19 protein-coding genes and 1 pseudogene are annotated in these 21,062 nt (G+C 61.4%); 3 read left to right on the top strand and 17 right to left on the bottom strand.

Translation table 11 applies throughout. The features are described from left to right. Positions 1-57 precede the first annotated feature (57 nt). Positions 58-438, bottom strand: a complete 381-nt coding sequence (hisI, locus tag MUK71_RS07705) for a phosphoribosyl-AMP cyclohydrolase (protein ID WP_227902089.1) — start codon at positions 436-438, stop codon at positions 58-60. Positions 439-537: 99 nt separating this feature from the next. Between hisI and MUK71_RS07700 the strand changes: the two genes are divergently transcribed. Continuing rightward, positions 538-1,185: a TIGR03085 family metal-binding protein gene (locus tag MUK71_RS07700; protein ID WP_227902270.1), complete on the top strand. Its 648-nt coding sequence runs from the start codon at positions 538-540 to the stop codon at positions 1,183-1,185. Positions 1,186-1,221: 36 nt separating this feature from the next. Here MUK71_RS07700 and MUK71_RS07695 read toward each other — a convergent pair whose 3' ends face one another. From MUK71_RS07695 to MUK71_RS07640, 13 genes and pseudogenes are all read right to left on the bottom strand, one after another. Next, positions 1,222-2,241 (bottom strand): DUF808 domain-containing protein, encoded by a 1,020-nt coding sequence (locus tag MUK71_RS07695; RefSeq protein WP_227927914.1) that lies wholly within the window; start codon positions 2,239-2,241, stop codon positions 1,222-1,224. A 174-nt stretch (positions 2,242-2,415) separates the two neighbouring features. Further along, on the bottom strand, positions 2,416-2,937 hold the full coding sequence (locus tag MUK71_RS07690; protein WP_227927915.1) for an immunity 26/phosphotriesterase HocA family protein: 522 nt from the start codon (positions 2,935-2,937) through the stop codon (positions 2,416-2,418). Positions 2,938-3,875: 938 nt separating this feature from the next. After that, a complete protein-coding gene (locus MUK71_RS07685; protein WP_227927916.1) occupies positions 3,876-4,160 on the bottom strand; it encodes a hypothetical protein in 285 nt (94 codons plus the stop codon). Then, entirely contained in the window at positions 4,138-4,659 is a 522-nt protein-coding gene (locus MUK71_RS07680) for an Imm26 family immunity protein (protein WP_227927917.1), read from the bottom strand. The genes MUK71_RS07685 and MUK71_RS07680 overlap by 23 nt, the downstream gene beginning before the upstream one ends. A 30-nt stretch (positions 4,660-4,689) precedes the next feature. After that, positions 4,690-5,340: pseudogene (locus tag MUK71_RS16315) on the bottom strand (RNA 2'-phosphotransferase). Next, positions 5,276-5,614, bottom strand: a complete 339-nt coding sequence (locus MUK71_RS07675; RefSeq protein ID WP_227927918.1) for a hypothetical protein — start codon at positions 5,612-5,614, stop codon at positions 5,276-5,278. The pseudogene MUK71_RS16315 and the gene MUK71_RS07675 overlap by 65 nt, the downstream one beginning before the upstream one ends. Positions 5,615-5,719: 105 nt before the next feature. Further along, positions 5,720-6,115, bottom strand: coding sequence for a hypothetical protein (locus MUK71_RS07670; RefSeq protein ID WP_227927919.1), 396 nt, complete (start codon positions 6,113-6,115; stop codon positions 5,720-5,722). Between the two features lie 360 nt (positions 6,116-6,475). Next, the gene (locus MUK71_RS07665) at positions 6,476-7,090 is read right to left on the bottom strand and encodes a hypothetical protein (RefSeq protein ID WP_227927920.1); all 615 of its coding nucleotides are present in this window, start codon (positions 7,088-7,090) and stop codon (positions 6,476-6,478) included. A 406-nt stretch (positions 7,091-7,496) separates the two neighbouring features. After that, positions 7,497-7,808 (bottom strand): hypothetical protein, encoded by a 312-nt coding sequence (locus MUK71_RS07660; protein ID WP_227927921.1) that lies wholly within the window; start codon positions 7,806-7,808, stop codon positions 7,497-7,499. After that, positions 7,809-8,087: an RHS repeat-associated core domain-containing protein gene (locus tag MUK71_RS07655; protein ID WP_227927922.1), complete on the bottom strand. Its 279-nt coding sequence runs from the start codon at positions 8,085-8,087 to the stop codon at positions 7,809-7,811. Between the two features lie 1,381 nt (positions 8,088-9,468). Next, positions 9,469-10,236, bottom strand: coding sequence for an RHS repeat-associated core domain-containing protein (locus MUK71_RS07650; protein WP_227927923.1), 768 nt, complete (start codon positions 10,234-10,236; stop codon positions 9,469-9,471). A gap of 571 nt (positions 10,237-10,807) precedes the next feature. Further along, positions 10,808-11,374: an RNA 2'-phosphotransferase gene (locus MUK71_RS07645; protein WP_227927924.1), complete on the bottom strand. Its 567-nt coding sequence runs from the start codon at positions 11,372-11,374 to the stop codon at positions 10,808-10,810. Positions 11,375-11,481: 107 nt separating this feature from the next. Continuing rightward, positions 11,482-11,823 (bottom strand): hypothetical protein, encoded by a 342-nt coding sequence (locus tag MUK71_RS07640; protein WP_227927925.1) that lies wholly within the window; start codon positions 11,821-11,823, stop codon positions 11,482-11,484. 1,010 nt (positions 11,824-12,833) lie between these two features. Here MUK71_RS07640 and MUK71_RS07635 point away from each other — a divergent pair. Beyond that, on the top strand, positions 12,834-13,295 hold the full coding sequence (locus MUK71_RS07635) for a hypothetical protein (protein WP_227902094.1): 462 nt from the start codon (positions 12,834-12,836) through the stop codon (positions 13,293-13,295). A 96-nt stretch (positions 13,296-13,391) separates the two neighbouring features. After that, positions 13,392-14,333: a PDDEXK family nuclease gene (locus MUK71_RS07630; protein WP_227927926.1), complete on the top strand. Its 942-nt coding sequence runs from the start codon at positions 13,392-13,394 to the stop codon at positions 14,331-14,333. A gap of 251 nt (positions 14,334-14,584) precedes the next feature. Here the strand turns inward: MUK71_RS07630 and MUK71_RS07625 are convergent, their stop codons facing one another. The 3 genes from MUK71_RS07625 to MUK71_RS07615 form a co-directional block, all read right to left on the bottom strand. Continuing rightward, the gene (locus MUK71_RS07625; RefSeq protein WP_227902096.1) at positions 14,585-14,833 is read right to left on the bottom strand and encodes a type II toxin-antitoxin system Phd/YefM family antitoxin; all 249 of its coding nucleotides are present in this window, start codon (positions 14,831-14,833) and stop codon (positions 14,585-14,587) included. Positions 14,834-14,928: 95 nt separating this feature from the next. Then, positions 14,929-15,438 (bottom strand): Imm26 family immunity protein, encoded by a 510-nt coding sequence (locus MUK71_RS07620; protein ID WP_227902097.1) that lies wholly within the window; start codon positions 15,436-15,438, stop codon positions 14,929-14,931. Continuing rightward, complete coding sequence (locus MUK71_RS07615) at positions 15,435-21,005, bottom strand: DUF6531 domain-containing protein (RefSeq protein ID WP_227927927.1); 5,571 nt, start codon at positions 21,003-21,005, stop codon at positions 15,435-15,437. Before MUK71_RS07615 ends, MUK71_RS07620 begins: the two co-directional genes overlap by 4 nt. Positions 21,006-21,062: the final 57 nt, after the last annotated feature.

The following is a 21,062-nucleotide window of genomic DNA, read 5'->3' as shown; positions in this document are numbered from 1 at the left end:
TCCCTATCGGGTTCGGGTACGGCTGGTGATGATGGTGCGGCGTTGCGGGAGGTCCGGTCAGCGGGTGCCGACGGCGGCATCGAGTTCGCGGCCGTCAAAGCAGGTCCGGGTGCCGGTGTGGCACGCAGCCCCGACCTGATCCACACGGACCAGCAGGGCGTCGCCGTCGCAGTCCAGCGCCACGGACTTTACCCACTGCACATGTCCGGAGGTGTCGCCCTTGCGCCAGTATTCCTGCCGGGAGCGGGACCAGAAGGTGACGCGTCCGCTGGTCAGCGTACGGTGCAGGGCTTCCTCATCCATCCAGCCGAGCATCAGGACCTCGTTGGTGTCGTACTGCTGAACGATGGCGGCCACCAGCCCGGCGTCGTCGCGCTTCAGGGCGGCGCGGAGCTCGGGGGCAAGCTGCGGAGTCTGGGGAGAAGGTGTGGAGGACATCGTACTGATTCTACTGCCCGCTGCCATCTCACTGCCCAACCCGGGGTAATGTGCCGCCACGCCGCCCATTTCCGGCGTTCCATGCTAGTTTCAGCAGTGATGCATTACGTAGAACCGTCCCGTGAAGTCCTTGCCGAGACCTTGCTCGCGGCGGGTCCTGATGCGCCCACGCTCTGCAACGGATGGCAGACCCGGCAGCTGGCCGCACACCTGTACCTGCGCGAGCACAAAATCAGTTCCGCCGTGGGCCTGTTCGTGAAGCCGCTGGCCGGGCGGGCTGACCGTGCCCTCGAAGAAGTCGCGCAGAAAGCCTCCACCACGGAGAGCTATGCCAGGCTTGTCCGCCAGTTCCGGTCCGGACCGCCGCTGCTCTCCCCCATGAAGATCAAGTCCGTGGACAACAGCGCCAACCTCAGCGAGTACTTTGTCCACACCGAGGACATCCGCCGTGCCGGCACCGACCGGTGGGCGCCGCGGGCCCTGGACAACGACTATTCGGATGCCCTCTGGGCCGAGCTGATCAAGCGTGCTGCCATCCTCTACCGCGGCGTGGACCTGGGAATCGTCCTGGTTCGCCCGGACGGCCCCCGGCATGTGGCCAAGCGGGCGCCCGTGTCGGTGGCGATTGTCGGCGAGCCCGGCGAGCTGCTGATGCATGCCCACGGCCGCACCCGCCATGCCCTGGTGATGTTCGAGGGCCAGCCGGATGCGGTTGCACTGCTGGAAAGTGCGGAGATCGGAATCTAGGTTCCGACCCCCGCACGGCGCCGTTAGCTCCGGCGCCTACCCTGCGGGATCAGTGTCCGCTTTGTCCGGTGCGTGTCCGGCGGCTGCCGCCCTCGTGTCACCGCTGGTGTGCGCGTCCTTCTTACCAAAGGGCAGCACCTTTTTCACGGGGATCAACACCGCCATGACTACCAGGCCCCAGGCGAGTCCAACGACGGCTGAGCACAGAGTGTTCACCAGCCAGGCCAGGAAACCGCCCACCACTGCAACTCCGGCGAACGGATGCTCCAGGGTATGGACCAGGTCATAGGGTGCGTGCCAACCAAGGTCGGACGCCCCTACCAGCATGATGTGCCCGCCCACCCAGAGCATCGCGATGGTTCCCACGAAGGTGATCGCCGCCAGTACAGCAGGCATACCCTTCACCAGCAGGCCGCCGAGGCGCTGCGAGCCGGCTGACTCCTTCTTCGCCAGGTGCATGCCTATGTCGTCCATTTTGACGATCAGCCCCACAGCTCCGTACACCAGGATGGTGATCGCAATGGCGACGACCACGAGGATGACCGCACGGACCCAGATGGACGCATCGCCCACCTCGTTCATGGAGATGACCATGATCTCGCAGGAGAGGATGAAGTCCGTGGTGATGGCTCCCTTGACCACCTTGGACTCGGCGTCGGGCCCCCGCTCTACCGCCGGGGCCTCCTTGTCCTCATGGTGGCCGAAGAACTGGTGCCAGACCTTCTCTGCGCCCTCGTAGCAGAGGTACGTGCCGCCGAGCATCAGGATGAACGGAATCACGCCCGGGATGAAGGCGCTGATCAGCAGCAGGGCCGGCAGGATGATGAGCAGCTTGTTCCGCAGCGAACCCCAGAAGATCTTTTTGATCATCGGGAGTTCGCGGGACGGGTCGGCACCGGAGACGTACTGCGGCGTCACCGCTGCATCGTCTATGACGACGCCGGCGGCCTTGGCTCCGGCTTTCGCTGCTCCCGCTGCGATGTCATCCACGGATGCGGCCGCGATGCGTGCCAGGGCGGCGACGTCATCCAGCAGGGCGACGAGCCCGCCGCTCACAGGCCGGCTCCGTGCTGATGTGATCCGGGCGGTTGGTCATGGAGAGCGCCCTCGAGGCGCAAAATTGGCATACCGGAATTATAGAACCGGCGGGCAGCAGGTTCCCGGCTCAACAGGACCTATCGCCAAAGGAAGTACGTCCACGATCTCTGTCCAGGCGAATCCTCCTTGAGCTCACCAGCCGAAAATATCTGCGCTGGTGACAACGTCTCCAACGCGGATACGTTCATAGGAATCATCCCAGGGTTCCAACCCCATATGGGCCTTCATCGCCTTTTCGAAGCGGATGGGTGCCGTGTTCTCCCTGAACGGGATGATCTCGGCCTCTACGGCTGTGGCGGGACGCCAGACTTCGCCTTTGAAGTCTTCAATCATGCAGTTTCCCATCTCAGCAGTGCCGGTTTTGTAGGCAGGCAGATACTTCTTTCCATCCACTGGCCCGTTGTCCACTACCTTCCAATGCCCGTGACCAATCAGTGCATCAAAGGTCAATCCCGCGAGGACCGGCTCAGCACCAAGGGCTTCCGGAAGCCGCAAGGGAAGTTCGTCCACCCGCACAGCGAAGTCCCGTACAACTATGTAATACGCGCTATGGAAGGACGAGATAACCTGTCCCACGCTGACCCTTCCGTCGCCCAGCGGGATCGTAAAGATGTCACCGTCCCTCGGGGTCGCTGCTCTTTGACGATTGCCCATGGCTCCTCTCATCCTTTCGCCTCTTCCATCGCTCACGTTAGTCGCCGAAGAGGTCTGCACTGGTGACAATATCCCCTGCTCTCAGATCATCTCCCAAGGGAACCTTGAAGACATCCCCGTCTTTCAGCGTGGGAAAGGTTAGTCGCTCTTCCATGACGCTCAGAATCCCACGCCCGCAGTTCTGCGGCAGCATCCGACTCGCCCTACGGCGTGGTCGTTGCAGTAACCAGGTGAGCCGCCGTCGTACGGACCTTCACTCTCAGGCGTACTTCTCCAAAAAACGGTCTGCATATGCCACGTAATCCCGAGAGGCAGCATCCGTCTTATTCGCCGCTTCCCGCTGCTGCTCCCTCACGAAGTCCACAGCCTCCTCGCGTCGGCCTGTCAGTGCCAGGGCTATGGGGTAAGTCTTCCGCGGTAAACCCGGGTGGGCGCTGAACTGCGCGGGCGGCCGCAACCTCTCGACCACTCCCTCAGGATCACAGAGGGACTCCATAAACGGGATTCCCCAACGGACCACATCGTCCAGGACACCTTCCAGCTGAAAAGGTTCCCCTGCTGCGTCCCGCACACGCCATTGGGCGCCGTTATGCGGCCCTTCACAAGCTCGTAACTCAACGGCTGGGACAGCGCCGGCGACACGCTCTTCGGGAGTTGAGGATTCAGCTCCCGAAAAACTTTTTCAAGCGGCTTCCAGCGCACCCCCACCACAGGCAACACATCCACCGGCCCCGCACCGCGATAGCCCGCCGAGTTCAATCCCAGCCAACCCTGCCAGTCTTTCCCCAAAGGCAGCGTATGAATGAATCCCGACTTACGAAACCCGTGCTCCCTGACGAGAACGTCCCACGCGCCGAACAATTCGTCCTCTACTGACACGCAGCACTCCTATCGGTTATATCGCGGGATCGTACCTACGGATCTGAACTCGCCGTGGATCAACTCCAGTCGAACTCGATGAAGTCTCGAGCCGCTGCTAGGAACCATTCCTCCATAGTGGAGTACTCCCGCCCCACACGGCGTATCGGCATCCCGTTCTCGTCCGGCCAAAGATCCCAGTCATCAATCACTACGACTTTGCTGCCGGTCCAGCACGCCACGTCGTCATCATCGGTCCTTCGGGCAAAAGGAATGATTTCCCAGCCGGGGAGTACCTTGTCGATATGCTGTGCGCGCTGCGTCTGGGCCTCTCCAACCTTTTCAGTCTCGGAAGAGATCTGCACTCTTAACATTCTTTTCTGCTCGGAGGTCATCAAAGGAGTCTCTCCAAGGTTCCAAACCAACGTGGGCTCGGAGAGCATCTTCAAAGATCGCAGCAGATAATGTAGTCCTGTTGGGCAGTATCTCCTTTTCCAATTCAGTGGCAGGGCGCATTCTCTCACCAGAAAAGTCCACCACCATGTACTCTCCTGGGGCCTGCCACCCGACTTTGTATGCCGGGAGGTATTTTCGACTGTCTACGGTCCTGTTCTCGAGTACCTGCCATCGCCCTGGTCGGAACAGAGCATCCCTCGACAATCCAGCAAAGACTGGCTCAGACTGGAGCGCCTCCGTGACCAGCGGAGGCACTTCTTCCTCCGATGCCACGAAATCGAAAATAACCACGTAATAGGCGGACAAGTATGAAGAAACAACTTGGCCAACCGCCGCCCTGCCATCGCCTAGAGGAATCTTGAAGACGTCACCGTCTTTCAAAGAAGCCCATTTTTGAGCCCTTACCATAGATCTCCTCCGGCATCTGCATATCGCTTATCATTCATCTGGTGTCGCTTGTTCGAAAGCAGACCATCCGGATTCCCCTTGTTTGTTGGCCCGCCATAACACCAGGGAGCTGTCCTTACGCTGCCCGACTTCCCTCGCCTGCTCCACGGTCTCCGCCAGGTGAACATTCCGGCGCCCCATCGGCAGGATCCCGGCAACCCGAATGACCGGGACAGTATCTCGCGCGGTCCCGTGGAAAAGCACCGCGGGCGGCTCAATGGGTTCCTCCGCCGGCCGAACCGGCACGGAATGGCCGTGCACCGCACGAATCCGTCCATCACTTATCTGATGGCGCTTTTTCCCAGCAGCCTAAAGCACCCCGTGAAGCATCACCTCGTCAACGGCCTCCCACTCCGGACCTAACCGATGCAGGGCAGCAAGCACTCGAGCAACCGGCGCCCATCCCTCCGGATCCAGCACCAGCCCATACTCACCCGGGGCATGACGAAGCGCATGGGACAACACCCTGCTGATCTCGGACCGGCTCGGAGTACTCGTCAATTGCGTGGTCTTTCGGTGTGCCGGGCGGAACTGTTCGAGGGCCAATCCCCTTACCGGACCCTTCTGGGGGCCCAGGTCAACTCCAGTCGAACTCGATGAAGTCTCGGGCGGCAGCAAGGAACCATTCCTCCATCGAGCCATACTCACGTGCCACCAAACGTCGGGGGCCGTTCTCATCCCAAATAAGATCCCAGTCATCGATCACTACAACCTTGCTGCCGGTCCAGCACGCCACGTCGTCGTTATCGGTCCGACGGGCAAAGGGAATGATCCCCCACCCCGGGAATACCTGCTCAATATGTTGAGCCCGCCGCAGCTGCATCTCTCCCTGTAATACCGCCCACGGATCCAGATCGGTAATGCCACACTCAATCATGTGGGCATAAAGAGCAGGCAGCGATTGAATTTCTCTCATCGCGTCATCTTAGGCGTCGCTGCATGGGCCCACGCATGCAAAAACATTACAATTCAGCGCCGCTAACGCGTCGAACATCGGGGTCTCCGCAGGGGCGTCGTCCCCTCAGTGTCCGGGTGGTCGAAGAATTTCTCCACGGTCGCTGACCAAAGCAACAGCAACACCATGCTTGGAAGCCAAAGAAGTGAAAAGCTCCCGCGCTTCCGGCTCCTGACTCCACGCGAACGCCCCGTAGACCACTGTGGTTCCGATCGAGTAGTCAGCAAGACGATCTTCCAAGCCGGGATCCTGGTCGAGCTCCACATCCGTCGGAGAATCAGGTCCGTTCATGGGAGGAAAGGTTTGAATTAGCTCCTTGTAAAACCTGTTCAACGAGGGACTTGTTACGGCTACGTCATCGTATGAATGATTCTCTGCCCAACGCGACTGTTCAGCCCACCATGCGGGGAAATCTGCTTCAACCACACTGTCGGATTCGAACGCTAAAATATCGTAAGTCATAACGTGGAGACTACCTTTCCGTCGGTGTCTTGATCCTTGATACACGGACGTTTCTCAAGAGATCGGTTGTCTCTCTATCTTCTGCTCAATGAGGCCAACTATTTCCAATCTTGGTGTTACTAAATCACCTAGTACCCCCAGTCGCACAGCGATAATAAGCAACCACCCCTGCGCACCTTCTTTCACCGTATGATAATCAGCTGGATAGCGGGCACCTCGCAACATACCGTCCAGGTTCACATGCTCTTGGACCCGACCGACTCTAAAGCGAACGTCCTAGGAAGAATTATGTCCTCCCACACAACAGGGATAGGCGCCTTCGGGTCACCTTGGTTGCCCTGACGTACGTCGGCTGCGCTCTCAGGCGTACTTCTCCAGGAAACGGTCGGCGTATTCAACATAGAATTTAGAAGCCAGGTCCGGTTTATCAGCAACTTCCTGTAAGTGCTGAGTCACCACCTTTACGGCCTCTGATCGGCGGTCAGTCAATACCAAAGCAATTGGATAGGTCATCCAGGAGGCCGCAGGGTTAACCGCGAACTGCGAAGGCGGACGAAGTCTTTCGACAACCACCGACGGATCGCAGAGAGATTCCATAAACGGAACACCCCAACGAAGCACGGCGTCAACAGCCTCTTCCAGATGCACCGGCGCATCTTTGTCGGCCCGTACACGCCATTGCGCCCCGTCGTGACCTGGAACGAGGGTATAAAGCGGCCTGGACAGAGTGGACGTCGTACTCTTGGGAACCTTCGGATTCAGTTCTTCAAATATCGTACCCAGAGGCTTCCACCGCACTCCCACCACCGGCAGTGCATCCACCGGCCCCGCACCGTTGTACGTCGCCAGATTCACGCCTACCACGCCAAGCCAATCTTTTCCGAAAGGTATCGTGCTCAAACCACGGACCTTGCGAAAACCATGCTCTTTCAACAAGCCTGCCCAAGCGGCAAGCACCTCATCCTGCAACGACATCCAAGCTCCGTTTCACTTATATGGCCGGGACGTACTTATCCACTTGCACTTCTATCGGGCCGATAGGCACTCCGGGCTCAAACTGGGCCTCGTGGGCATGTTCCCCTACAGGTATGCCACGCATTTCACGAAGAATGGGATACGCAATCTTCTGGTTTTTCGTTGGGCCCGCGTGCGGGCCGTTTTTGCCTCAATAAGGTAAACAGTACCGTCGGGTCGTTCAGCCACAATGTCCAATTGTGTCCGGACACCGCCCACGTCAAACGTAACTTCCGTACCAAGCAGTTTGTCGCCGCACTGTAAGAGGGCGTCAATCGATGCATCTACACCTCTCTGCCCCTTAGCTACCAGCTCGGCGCCACCGCGTTTCGGGGCAGCACGGGCGAGCCCGGCAAGGCTCGGGTCTTTAGTCTGGGCCAGGTATTCGCCGCCCCCGGTGATCGCCCAGTCCACACCTGCTTCTACCGCCGCACGCACCACAGGGTTGTTGAACGGCCCTGCCCACCGCCGCGCCGGCGCCGAAACCAAGGATGCCCAGGCCCCCGGAGATTCCGGTCTGGACCCAGTTCACTTCCCCCGTAGTGGCTTTCTGGATGACGACGTCGGCACCAAAGCTGATCAGACCGGCGCCGAAGACCTGGCCGCCGGGAACGAACATCACTGCCGCCCCGCCGACGATCGCGGCACCGCCGACAATGTATTCCCAGTTGCCCTTCACCTAGTCCCCCGCAGCAGCCAGCGCACCGCGACTGGAGGCGTCATACGCCTTCAAATCCTCATCGGTCAGCGGACGCAGACCCGTGGGGTCGCTGGCGTTCAGCGGGTTGTTGCCCCCATAGGAGTACGGGTTGCCGTCCCAACCGGCACCCAGGACCGGAGACAGCGGGTCGGTGGAGAGGAAGCCCCGGGCCGCCGGATCATACGCGCGGGCGCCGAGCCATTCCAGGCCGGCAATATCCAGGCCACCGTCACCGGTCAGACCGATACCGGCTGGCAAACCACCGGCCATTCCGCGGATTGCGCCCGGGCCGGGCCCGGGCCGGGCCCGGCGCTTCCGGACATGGCACCCGGTTCCGGGATCACAGAGGCACCCAGCACCGCCCACGGATCGTCCTGATCCGTGGCCCGGGCAGCACGCCATCCCGGTGCGATCCAGGCATCCCCTACCCCGGTCACCCCGTCGGGCAGGTTCAACACCTGGGCCGCACCGTTCCCGTTATGGCAGGTGCTTTTTCTCGCGTCCAGCGGCGTCCGTCCAATGGGTGGCATTCCCGTCCGGATCAGTCTGGGAGAGCTGGCGTCCCCCACGTTCCCACTACTGCGTGGCTACCGAAGAAAGTACGACCGAGGCGGTACAGCCCGTCTCGCGAACCGCCGCACAGCCTGAATTGTCTCCATGTAATCATTCGTGCGTTCAATGTTCGGTCTCCCATCAGGGTGAGCAAAATATATGTCCGTAACCCGGCCCGATCCAGCGCCTAAGGCCTCAATGATGCCGCGGCACACCTCGTACAGATCCTTCTTTGAAGGATTCGTTTTGAGTTCATCTGCCCATCGTTGAAACCTATTAGCTGCTGTACCCTTCCCATATTCTTCAAGATAGGTCGAGAGCTTCAACAAGAGTCGAATACCCACATCTAGTCGTGGTTCAGTCAATTTCAGCTCCCAATCGTTGATGATTCTGCCCTGTGTGTGCGACTTGGGAATGTGTACCTGCGGCGTGAACTGCGCTTCCCTCAGCCGGGGGTTGTGCACGGTCCTAATCCGGCCCGCAGCGTTTCGGGAATAGGTCGTGGTGGTGCCGGCGGTGTCAGTGAAGGACGTACGGTAACCGTCCGCGTAATAACACCAGGCCATGCCCTCGGCTCCGCGGGTGCGGGAGACCAGCTGGCCCCGCCGGCATGCGAAGCAATTTACCGCTGCAATTGGGAATCGTTATAAACCCTCCCGGTGGGATATTCCACCCACTTTGTTGTCCCTCCTTCCTCGTATAAGGCAGTCGCAATCATCTCGCACTCCAGCCAGTCGCGGCGCGATCCTCCGGGAGGGACACCCAGCGCCGCAGGAAGATCCCTCAACCGAACACGTTTGGGCTCGTTTTCAGGTGACAAGACAAGGTACTCAGGGTCGGCTACAAACCCAAACAGCCTACGTCGCGGTGAAGACACGAGCCGGAAGTATGAGGGATTATTCGGCGGCATAATATGTGCATCTCCTAGAGTTTCAGGTCCCAAGATGCCTGCGGATCCTGACTATAGCCAGGATAACCTGCTACGCGCTCTAGTTCCTCGTCGTAGTAGGGGCTCGGATCCATTGGCGTTATCCCCCGACCCGAGGACCCATCGGCGCTCCAATGTCCACAAGATCCTTGCCCTGCATTATTTGATTATTAATCCACTTCTCATTCGCCCATACGTGCAAGCCGACGTGATGCCGTTCTGACAGGTGCTTTCTGGTGAAGTCATAAATCGGGACCGGCAAACGTTCAGCGGGTTGTTGCCCGCATAGGAGTACGGGTTGCCGTCCCAGCCTGCACCGAGCACCGGGGACAGCGGGTCGGTGGAGAGGAAGCCCCTGGCTCCCGGATCATACGCGCGGGCACCAAACCATTCCAAGCCCGCAACATCCAGGCCACCGTCACCGGTCAGACCGATACCGGCCGGCAACCCACCGGCTGTTCCGGGGGTGGCGCCCAGAGCGGACCCGGTGGAGACGGCGCCCGGTTCCGGAATGACCGAGGCACCCAGCACCGCCCACGGATCGTCCTGGTCCGTGGCCCAGGCAGCACGCCATCCCGGTGCGATCCAGGCCTCCCCTACCCCGGTCACCCCGCCGGGCAGGCTCAACACCTGCTCGTCACCAACGCCAGCCAGCCTGGGCACTACACTGGCACTGTCCCACCACACCGGGCAGCCATCCACCGACGCCAGCTCACCGAGGGCATCCACCCACAAGCGGTGCCGGGCAGTCTCGGCCCCGTCCGGGGTACGGTCCACAGTTTCCTGCAGGTACCCGGTCTGCCCCCAGGCGTATTCGGTCCAGGACCCGTCCGGGCGAATCAGCCGGGACCTCCGGCCGAGCCCGTCGTAGACATATTCCGTCCGGGACCCGTCCGGCTCGGTGACGGAGGTCAGTTCACCGGCCACGTCATAGGCATACAGCCGCGACCCGGCCGGGGTGTGTTCTAAGGCACCGCCCTAGACACACCTCCGTCAATCTCTCTGCTGATTGTCTTCTGAATGCGCTTGCGAGAATCGAGCCGCTCGTTGGAGCGGTGACATACGACGTCGTCGGTGGCCCGGGACGCTGCTTGTCCGCCGCAGGGACCTAGCCCGACGCAGGACTGCAGGGCGCACCGGACGGCCTAGGCGCCATTCGCAAAGTTAGTCAGTTTGTAAAGGAGAGCTTCGTATTCGGCATTCAATGACTCATCGATTACTCCATCGCTGTAAACGTAACGATCGCTAAGACTGCCGCTGCCGTTTCCGAAACTTCTCGCGACCCCAAGCCTTAGCCTCCAACACAGTCTCGGGTGACTGATCTTTTCGAAGCTTCCCGGCGACTTCGTCATACCCCTGTGCCAAATCCGATAGGCCCATCACCCGCAGAATGAAGGCGAAGCGGGACATATCTCCAGTTAGCAGACCAGTCTTGTTTTGCATGGTTTACTCGTACCCCCCTTACTCCCATACCTTCTGCCGCCCGTATACCTAGTTGTCAGTCGCTAACGTCCAGTATGTTTACCGCGGCCGCAGGGATGGGACCGGACAGCCAGACTCCGGACTCCGACCGATAGAAGGAAACACCGCGCGAGACGGCCAGACCGGTATCAATGGCAAGAATCACCGGGGAGCTGTCCTTACGCTGCCCGACTTCCCTCGCCTGCTCCGCGGTCTCCGCCAGGTGGACATACCGGCGCCCCATCGGCAGGATCCCGGCAACCCGAATGACCGGGACAGTATCTCGCGCGGTCCCGTGGAAAAGCACCGCGGGCGGCTCAATGGGTTCCTCCGCCGGGCGCACAGGCACGGAATGTCCGTGCACGGCCCGGATTCGTCCATCGCTTATCTGATGGCGCTTTTTTCCAGCAGCCTCAAGCACCCCGTGAAGCATCTCCTCGTCAACGGCTTCCCACTCCGGACCTAACCGATGCAGGGCAGCGAGCACCTGAGGAACCGGCGCCCACCCTTCCGGATCCAGCACCAGTCCATATTCACCCGGGGCATGGCGAAGCGCGTGGGATAACACCCTGCTGATCGCTGACCGGCGCGGAGTACTCGTCAATTGCGTGGTGCCTTTCGGTGTGCCGGGCGGAACTGTTCATTTTCTCCCCTGGGAGCAATCCGGGTACAAGGGCCAATCCCCCTATCAGACCCTTCTGGGGGCCCAGGTCAACTCCAGTCGAACTCGATGAAGTCCCGGGCGGCAGCAAGGAACCATTCCTCCATGGAGGCGTATTCCCGTTCCACCTTGCGCCAAGGCGCGCCATTCTCGTCCGGCCAGACATCCCAGTCATCGATCACTACAACCTTGCTGCCGGTCCAGCACGCCACATCATCGTTATCAGTCCTCCGCGCAAAAGGAATGATCCCCCAGCCTGGGAGTACCTTCTCAATATGTTGAGCCCGCCGCAGCTGCATTTCTCCCCGTAACACCGCCCATGGATCCAGATCGATAATCCCGCACTCAATCATGTGCTCATACAAAGCGGGGAGCGATTCTATCTCTTTCATTGCATTAGTTCCTTCGAAATGTTAGTCCCCGGACCATCCGATGAACGGTGACCCCTGCGGATACGCGTTGCGGAAGGCTGCCCCCTGTTTTCCAATTCTATTTTCAACCGCTTCACCCCAGTTGCTGGCAGGCAAGCCCTTATTTGGCCCACGCGTGGCTGGAAAGCGGTCTCCCGTCGTGGGATCATCAAAAGGGATCTGGCCCTTTTTGGGCCAGATCTCGGCACGATCCGGACGAATCGGACCCTAATTTGACCCAGTGCGATCAACAGCGCTTTCGTGGTCCAACAATGGCCCACGTCCGGCCCACAAATGGACACAGTGCAGGGCGGCCTCTATCGATATCCCGGTTCTGGCCCCGAACCGGACCAGAACCGGGCTGGTTCCGGTCCATTCAGTTATTTTGATGTCCGCCAGAAAGCAAGAAAACGCGGGCTGAAGAACCATCGTTGGGATCCGGGATGTGGCCTCGGCCTAGGTCCCCGCTGAGCTCCACCCGTTAGCAACGAACACACCGGCCTCAGCTCCCGGGGATCGACGGTGTGGTTGTCCAGGGCGCGCGACCGGGATGGCTGACACCGCGGAATCGCGACGACGAAACTATTGGGGGGTGCAAGCATTGTGCAACGGCGTTCCCTCCGGCTTGAAAAACTGGGTCCGAAGACGGGGGGTGGATGAGGTAGCGCTGCTGCGAGGAGTGCGCGGACGATGCTCGTTTGTCCAGCCTTGACCGGATGCTCGTCGCCCTGAGCTTCCCTTCGAAAGGTCACGGCCTCAGCAAACGACGGCCGGCCCATCCAGACGATATAGCTAAATATGCAATATATCCTCATTTATCAATGGATTATCACGGCGAAAGATATGCCCATTTCGCCTACTTTCGAAGAACTCGCAAAAGTCGCATCGTTAGTTTATTATTTAGGCATCCGACGTCGGATGCTGATTACCGCGTCAGGATTGCACTCCGGGACTTCCGTAATGAATGATGTGCTGCTGATTCGAGGTGATGCATGGAACGCCATGTGAACATGAACGGTATGGTGCCCTCGTTCTGTGGTCCGAGAAACTTCTATTCCAATAGGGAATGGTGGACGCGGGCCATGTGGGCCTTTGAGGCGATTTCTTCCCCTAGCGACCTCAAGTTTGGATATGGTGCTGCGATGCTGACCGTGCTTGCTCAGAGCGGTGCCGCCAGCAACGAGGAGAAGGCCCTTCTTGACACAGTCTGGAAAACGACCGGCACCCAGATGTGGGACTCGGCGATACGCCGTCTCCTTGCTGACAGCACACTTTCTGCGTCCGGTGACAATTCTCCGCCGGAGCGTCCAGAGCGTATTAGGGAAGGTTCAGGTTCTCTCTACCGAGAGGTCCTCGCTGCTCGCCTGAAAGTCGTCCTGGATCAGGAGCTCGGCCGCCAGACCTCCTCCCTTGTGTGTGAGCTCGCGGGTCTGCAAGTCAACAGCGTTACCTGAATCGCGCGCAGTTTTCCGTTGCGTCCGGGTAAGTGTAAGCCCCATCCACCACACAGCACCTTCCCACGCACTCCACAAAGAATAGGGCGACTGGTGGTGACCCAACTCATGAAACTGCTGGGATTCCGTTATGAGAAGGACTTAGAGGACTATCTGGAAACCCGGCTATGGCTTACCGGGCAGGACCTATTGGTCATCGGAAGACAGGTGAAGATATCCGGAGGCGAGGTTGATTTACTCGCGATCGACTCGACTGGCCTCCTACACATCGTTGAGCTGAAGCGGGACGAAGCCAAACCCTCCGTCATTGGCCAGATTCTCCACTATCGGCACTCTCTCAAGCAGCTGAAAAGAGAGGAGCTCATCCACGTCGTTGGTCACGGTGACCGTATCGACCTGGCGGTGGCTTTCCAACAGCGCTTCGGCCACCCGCTTCCAGAAACCGTGAATGAATCTCCGGCTCTCATGATCATCGGAGAATCCATCCATCCTCAGACCGCTGGCAGCATCCTGGAGCTGCGAGATTGGGGATGCTCGGTCACGGCGTTCAGGTACGAGATCGACAAATTCACCGGGGTCCTCAGTCTTGTCCCGTGCTGTCGCTCCGACCAGGACATGATCGAAGGCACGCACAAAAAGAAAAGTCGTTCTGTGCGACCTGGAAGCACCGTTGCGGGATCGCGTCGACCTGCCTGTCGGGTACCCATTGACGAGAACGTTCGACGCTTTTGGCTAACCAATGCCCAGGACTTCACGCCTTTCGTGACCTTCAGGTTCGTGTATGACCGATACAGCGACTGGGTTCATGCACGGGCCGACGAAGGTGTTCACCTGTACCAGGACGGACTATTTGCCCGTCAACTGTCTGCAATCACAGCCGAACGCGGCGAGTGGACGCGCGTTTACATCGCGCCTCAAGACAATTTGGCTGCCTACGACATGCCTAGGTCCCAGGTGTCTGCCCAGCCATACCGTGCCATGGGCCACACTCGTGTGGCATACCGGCTTAACCCGATCGGCCCGGTTTCAGATCCATAATCAAGCTGACGGCGCATCGGACCTCATTGGTCCTGTTGAGCTGATTGAGTCGATGCCTGTCTGGGACATCCATGTCGGATAGGCCGCGTAAGACCTCGCTTGATCATGCACTTGGCGTGACGTTTGCTTTGTTCCGAGCCAAACGGTGTCCGTCCGCCTAACTGAGACGAGGATGCGGAACAATCTGTTATGCGTCTTCTTCCGCGCCGAGCTGATAGCGGAACAGGTCGAGTGGTCACTGTGTTGCCGGCTCACTGTTCACAATGCTCATACTCGGCCGTGTCGTCTTTCCGTGCAGACGTGAGTGACGCCAGGAGCCGCTGCGCGTTTTGCGGTGAGCTAAGCAGATAGTTTGTTTCCATCCACGAGTCATACTCGTCTTTCGACATCAATACGGCCGACCCCCGCTTAGACACGATCTCGATTTCGATGCGGTCATCGTTTACCCGTTCGATGAGACGAGCCAGATCCCGGCGGGCTTCCGTTGCTGTTATAGCCATTACTGCCTCCTAAACCTAAACCCGCTCCCTGGGAGCCCGCACACACCATCAAGCGCAACCAGTGATTTCACCAACACTAAAATGAGTTGAGCTCTTCAATCGTCAAAAATGTCCGCACTCTTAACCGTTTGCCCCAAACGAACTTCGTCGAAGGCGTCAAGCCAGGGTTCCATGCCTACGTGAGCCTTCATAGCGCGTTCAAGAATAATTGGGGAGATGGTCGTCCGAAAGGGAACTATCGCCTCTTCCACCTCGGTAGCGGGCCGTCTCCGCGTTCCCTTGAAATCCTCGATGACGCAATTTCCAATCTCACTTGCCCCGGTTTTGTATGCGGGGAGGAATTTCCTGCCGTCCACTACACTATTCCCAAGCACCTGCCAGCGTCCTGGGCGGAAGAGGGCATCGAAAGTCAGACCGCCAAATGCTGGACGAGATTGGAGGGCACTCGTAACGTTCAGCTCGATGTCATCTTCCTGTGCGACAAAGTCAAAAATCACCACATAATGTGCCGAAAAATAGGTCGATATAACTTGCCCAACCGCCGCTCGTCCATCGCCTAGGGGAACTTTAAAGACATCTCCGTCTTTCAGCTTTGGAAACTTCATTCGCTGTACCGTGATGGATCTCCTCCGGCCTCTTGGTATCTACTGTCCCGCATTTGATGTCGCTTGTTCGACAGCAAACCGTCCGGATTCCCCTTATTCGTAGGTCCGCCCAGCTTTCGAATCCAGTACTCCTCGAGTCGATCTAGCTCGACTCCTGGCTCTGCACGGTCCAAGACGGGGAATATAAACACTGCATCAGGATACTTCCTGTAGTGTTCCCGCTGTCGCTTGAGGAACCGCTGTTCGCTCTCTGCCTGCCCAACGTAGTCATCTATGCCCCCTAATGTGTCGACTCGTTTATAGACCACACCATCCGGTACCGGCGGAATCTCGCCTAGCCTTGGTTTGGCGGGCGGCATTAGTTCGCCCCGGCCAGCGCCAGTACCAGGACCAGGTATCAATCCCGATCCGGCACCAATTCCCGCAGCACGGGCGAGCCCGGCAAGGCTCGGGTCTTTTGTCTGAGCCAGGTATTCGCCGCCCCCAGTGATCGCGCCGTCGACACCTGCTTCTACGGCCGCACGGATCACGGGATTGTTGACCATCCTGCCCGCGATCATTCCCACGCCGGCGCCGGTCATGCCTAGGCCTCCGGAAATCCCGGCTTGGACCCAGTTCACCTCACCAGTGGTGGCTTTCTGGATCACGACGTCGGCACCGAAGCTGATCAGCCCCGCACCGAAGACCTGTCCGCCGGGCACGAACATCAGTGCCGCCCCGCCGATGATCGCGGCACCGCCGACAATGTATTCCCAGTTGTCCTTAACCCAGTCCCCGGCAGCTGCCAGCGCACCGCGGCTGGAGGCGTCGTAGGCTTTCAGGTCTTCATCGGTCAGCGGACGCAGACCCGTGGGATCGCTGGCGTTCAGCGGGTTGTTTCCCGCGTAGGAGTACGGGTTGCCGTCCCAACCGGCACCGAGCACCGGGGCCAACGGGTCGGTGGAGAGGAAGCCCCTGGCTCCCGGATCGTACGCCCGGACACCGAGCCATTCCAGGCCGGCAATATCCAGGCCACCGTCACCGGTCAGACTGATACCGGCCGGCAAACCACCGGCCACCACACCCGCCCCGGGCATAGCACCCGTTCCGGATACCGCACCCGGTTCCGGAATGACCGATGTCCCCAGCACCGCCCAAGGATCAGTTTCATTAGTGGCCCGGGCAGCACGCCATCCCGGTGCGATCCAGGCCTCCCCTACCCCGGTCACCCCGCCGGGCAGGTTTACCACCTGCTCCCCGCCGACACCGGCCAGCCTGGGCACTGCACTGGCACTGTCCCACCACACCGGGCAGCCATCCACCGACGCCAGCTCACCGAGGGCATCCACCCACAAGCGGTGCCGGGCGGTCTCGGCCCCGTCCGGGGTACGGTCCACAGTTTCCTGCAGGTACCCGGTCTGCCCCCAGGCGTATTCGGTCCAGGACCCGTCCGGGCGAATCAGCCGGGACCTCCGGCCGAGCCCGTCGTAGACATATTCCGTCCGGGACCCGTCCGGCTCGGTGACGGAGGTCAGTTCACCGGCCACGTCATAGGCATACAGCCGCGACCCGGCCGGGGTGTGTTCGCGGACCAGACGCCCGCCAGCGTCGTACTCCCACTCCGAAACCTGAGACCGCACCGTAGCGGCAGCACCGGACTCACCCAAGGGCGTCGTGGCGGCAGCCACGAGCTGTCCCGCCCCGTCGTACCCGTACCGGGTGACGGCACCGGCACGGGTCAGGCAGGTGATCCGGCCGTCCTCGTCACGGCCCATCAGGGTGATGTCCGCGGAAGCGTCCGAAGCGGAGCCCATCCTGCGGGTGTGCTCGGCCAGGTACCCGTTGCGGTACGCCCATTCCTGCACCAGGTCCCCGGCGGTGACCGCGGTCAGCCGGCCGGAGGCGTCATGCGTGAACTGCGCTTCCCCGAGCCGGGGGTTGTGCACGGATTTCACCCGCCCGGCTGCGTCCCGGGCATAGGTGGTGGTGGTACCGGCAGTGTCAGTGAAGGACGTACGGTTCCCGTCCGCGTCATAGGACCATGACATGCCCTCGGCTCCGCGGGTGCGGGAGGTCAGCTGGCCCCGGCGGTTGAAGCCGAGTTCATGCTCGACCGTCAGCCCGTCGTCCCCGGTGAAGTCGGTGACCACCACCCGCCGGTTCATCCGGTCGCGGTCCACCGACGCCAGCAGCTTCCCGTTCCGGGAGGTGCTCTGCTCCCGTCCGGCCGCATCATACGTCCAGCGGGTGGTGTTCCCGTCCGGATCGGTCTGGGACAACTGCCGGCCCGCCGGGTCATATGTGGCGGTGGTGACCCGACCCAACGGATCGCTGACCGACTCGACTTTGTCCGTTGCGGTATAGGTGCGGGTGGTGACCCCGCCCAGCGGGTCGGTGATGCGGATCAGCCGGCCGCGGACGTCGTACTCAAACCGGGTCCGTCCGCCCACACCGTTGACGGTCTCGGTCAGTTCCCCGGCCACGTTGTAGCGGAAACGACGGGTCCCGTACCAGGAATCCTGCGAGAAACTCAGCCGTCCCGCCTTGTCATACCCGTACCGGGCATTACCGCGCCCTGGGGTCACCCGCAGGATGAGCCGGCCGCAGGAGTCGTACTCGAACGTCTCCGTCTCCCCCGTGGGAAGAACCCGGGCCGTGACGCGTTGATCGACGTCATACACCAGCTCAGTCTCGGCGCCGAGCGGGTCGATGGTCTTCCACGGCCGGCCGCAGACGTCGTACTCATACCGGGTCACCGCCCCGGACGGAGAGGTGACAGAGATGATCTTCCCGGACACGTCCCGTTCCAGGCGGGTCAGTCCGCAATCGCCGTCGAGCAGTTCCACCGGGTTGCCGGCCGCGTCATAGGTGGTCAGTTCCGCGGAACCATCCGCGGCTTCGGCCCGCACGGGACGGCCGTATTCGTCGAAGCTGTAGGTCGAGGAGGAGAACGCATCGGCCACGGTGGCCGTGCCGGCCCCACGGTCGGTGGCGGCCTCGGAGCGGACGCCGGTCGGGTCGACGACGGCGGTGAGGTTGCCGACCTTGTCGTACTCACGGATCCAGTCGTGCCCGGCCGGGTCGGTGACGCCGGTGAGCCGGGAGAGCGTGTCGTGGGCGAAGCCCCAGCGGGCGCCGTCCGGCAGGATGGCCGCGGTGACGTTGCCCAGTTCATCAAAGACGCGCTCGATGGCCCGGCCCAGGGGGTCGATGGTGCGGACCAGTTCCCCGTTGGCGGCGTATTCCAGTGCGGTCCGGCCGCCATCGCGGGCGACGGAGGCGGTGAGCCGTCCGGCGGCGTCGTACTCGAAGGACCAGACGGCGCCATCCGGGTCTTCGCGCCGGACGAGCAGGCCCGCAGTGTTATAGCTGAAGCGGGTTTCCGCGCCGGACGGGGTGATCGAGGCGACCGGGCGGCCGGCGGCATCGCGCACAATCCGTGCGGTGTCGCCGAGGGCGTTGCGGGTGGCGACCAGGTCACCGAAGTCGTCATAGTCGAACTCGACCGTTACCCCGGCGGGGTCCGTCACGCGGGTCAGGAGCCCTTGGTCCCAGATCAGCTCGGTGCGTCCGCCGAGCGGATCGACAATCACCGAGGGGTCACGGGATAGATCGTCCGCGTACTCATAGGTGACGACGGACCCGGATTCGGTGACCAGGGTGGTGATGCGGTCCTGCTCGTCCCAGCCGTAGGTCAGGTCCGCACCCTCGGGCGTGACGGTGCGGATCTTCCGTCCGCGGTCGTCATAGGCGTGGACGGTGACGGACCCGTCGCGTTCGGTGAAGGAGACCAGATTGCCGTGCCGGTCGTACGCCATGGACTGGCGCTGGTCATGGGAGTCCAGCACCCCGACCAGCCGGCCCTTCGCATCGGCAATCCAGGAGTTCGAGCGGGTCCCGTCCTCGTCCGAAACAGCAGTGACTCTGCCGGGCAGGTACGCGAAACGGGTCCGGCGGCCGTGCTGGGTGACCTGCAGAACCACGCGGCCCTGCTCGTCATAGGTGTTCTCTGCTTCCAGCACACCGGCGGCGGAGTAAACGGCGTCGATCAGCCCGGCGTCGTTCCACCGGTAGGAACGGGTGCCGGTCTCCGTCGTCACTGAGACCAGGCGGCCGGCGTCGTCGTACCCGTACTCGGCCCGGCGCCCGTCCGAGGCCCGGACGACGGCGGCACGGCCGCCCACGTAGTCAATCTCCAGGAACCGGCCCCGCACATGGGACAGGCGGGTCACCAGTCCCGGGCGGCCGTCCTCATCGGTGTCTTCCCGGTGAACGGACACCGTCCGGCCCGGGCCGGACCCGGCACCGAGCCAGAGACCGGCCAAGCTGTAGGCCCACCATGCGCCCTCGTTGTTCCGGACCACCAGCAGTTCCGTAGTGCCGCCGGGACGAGAGGTAAGTTCGGCAAAGCCTGCGTCCGGCTCGCGGGTCAGCCAGTAGTTCTCCCCCACTGCCCGTGACCAGGCCTCCCCCTCGCGGGGGAAATCCACGGCCCGGCCGTCAGCCACTATCCACCGGCAGCCCTCGTCCGAGAGCACCAGCTCCTGGTCCAGCACCGAGGACCAGCCCGGACCAAATACCCCGGAAACCTCCTGCGGCGCCAGCGAGTTGTACATCCGGGACAGCACGAGGTTGGACGCGGCTCCGGGGAACCCGAGGTCCGTTTCGGGTTCGACGAAGTTACCGGTTGCCGTGTTCACCGGGTCATTGGCATACCCGGTGGTCGGAACCGCGCCGTAGGCCTGGGGCGGATCGATCTGCAGGCTGTCCCTGGTGACGTCCACGCCGGCAGCGGCCAGCGCAGCTTCCAGGGCCGCATCCGACACCGTCGAGACGTTCCCTTCCCCGCCGGCCGCAGCGAAGGCATCCGCCACGACGGTGGCCCACCGGGCGTCGTTCTCGTTGGCGTCCAGATAGTCCTTATAGGCATTGAGGACGCCCTGAGCGTCTATTCCGCCCCAGTTGCATTGCGCAGCGAAGGAGGAAAGGTGCTGGCTCAGGGTTCCCGGCGTGGCGGACAAGTCCGTGTCCAGGCCGCGGGAGCCGACGGCGAAGGAGCGCAGGTTCGACGGCCGGGCCGAGGATGTGCCGCCCCCGTATCCTCCGCTGCCCGGCGGGGGCGTGTCCCGCTGGCCGGTCGCTGCCGTCGCCGCAGGGAAGGTTGGGGCGGATCCGCGGTCCTGGTTGGGCCTCGGTTCCTCACCGCCGAACCAGTCGCCGATTTCCTCCAGCCAGGAGCGGTTGTTGTGCCGCCACACCCACTCGTTGTTTTCCCGGCGCCGGTCATCTTCCTCATGCCCGGCCTCGATCATCTGCCCGGCGTAGCGCGCCACATCCCGCAGCGCGGCAGCAAGGTTCCGGGCGTCATTGGCTGCCACCAAGGCATTGTCCTGGAACTTGGTGGCGAAGTTTCCGTCGAAGTCCTCTTTGCCGGTTGCGACATAGGAGGCACGCGCCCCTGCCTGGCCGTCGAGCCGTGACGCCGCCTGTTCGAACGCTGATTTAAGTTCCTCTGCCACGGAATAGACAAACCGTCCCCGGGAATCTTCCGGCAACAACGGCACTTCAACAAACTTGGTGTCAGACATAATCAGGGCCCCCCACTGAATGAACCGGAAGAAAAAGCAAAAGTAGAATTCATCAAC

Source organism: Arthrobacter zhangbolii (genome assembly GCF_022869865.1).
In the GTDB taxonomy this organism is placed as follows: Bacteria; Actinomycetota; Actinomycetes; order Actinomycetales; family Micrococcaceae; genus Arthrobacter_B; species Arthrobacter_B zhangbolii.
This window is presented reverse-complemented; position numbering and strand designations above follow the sequence as displayed.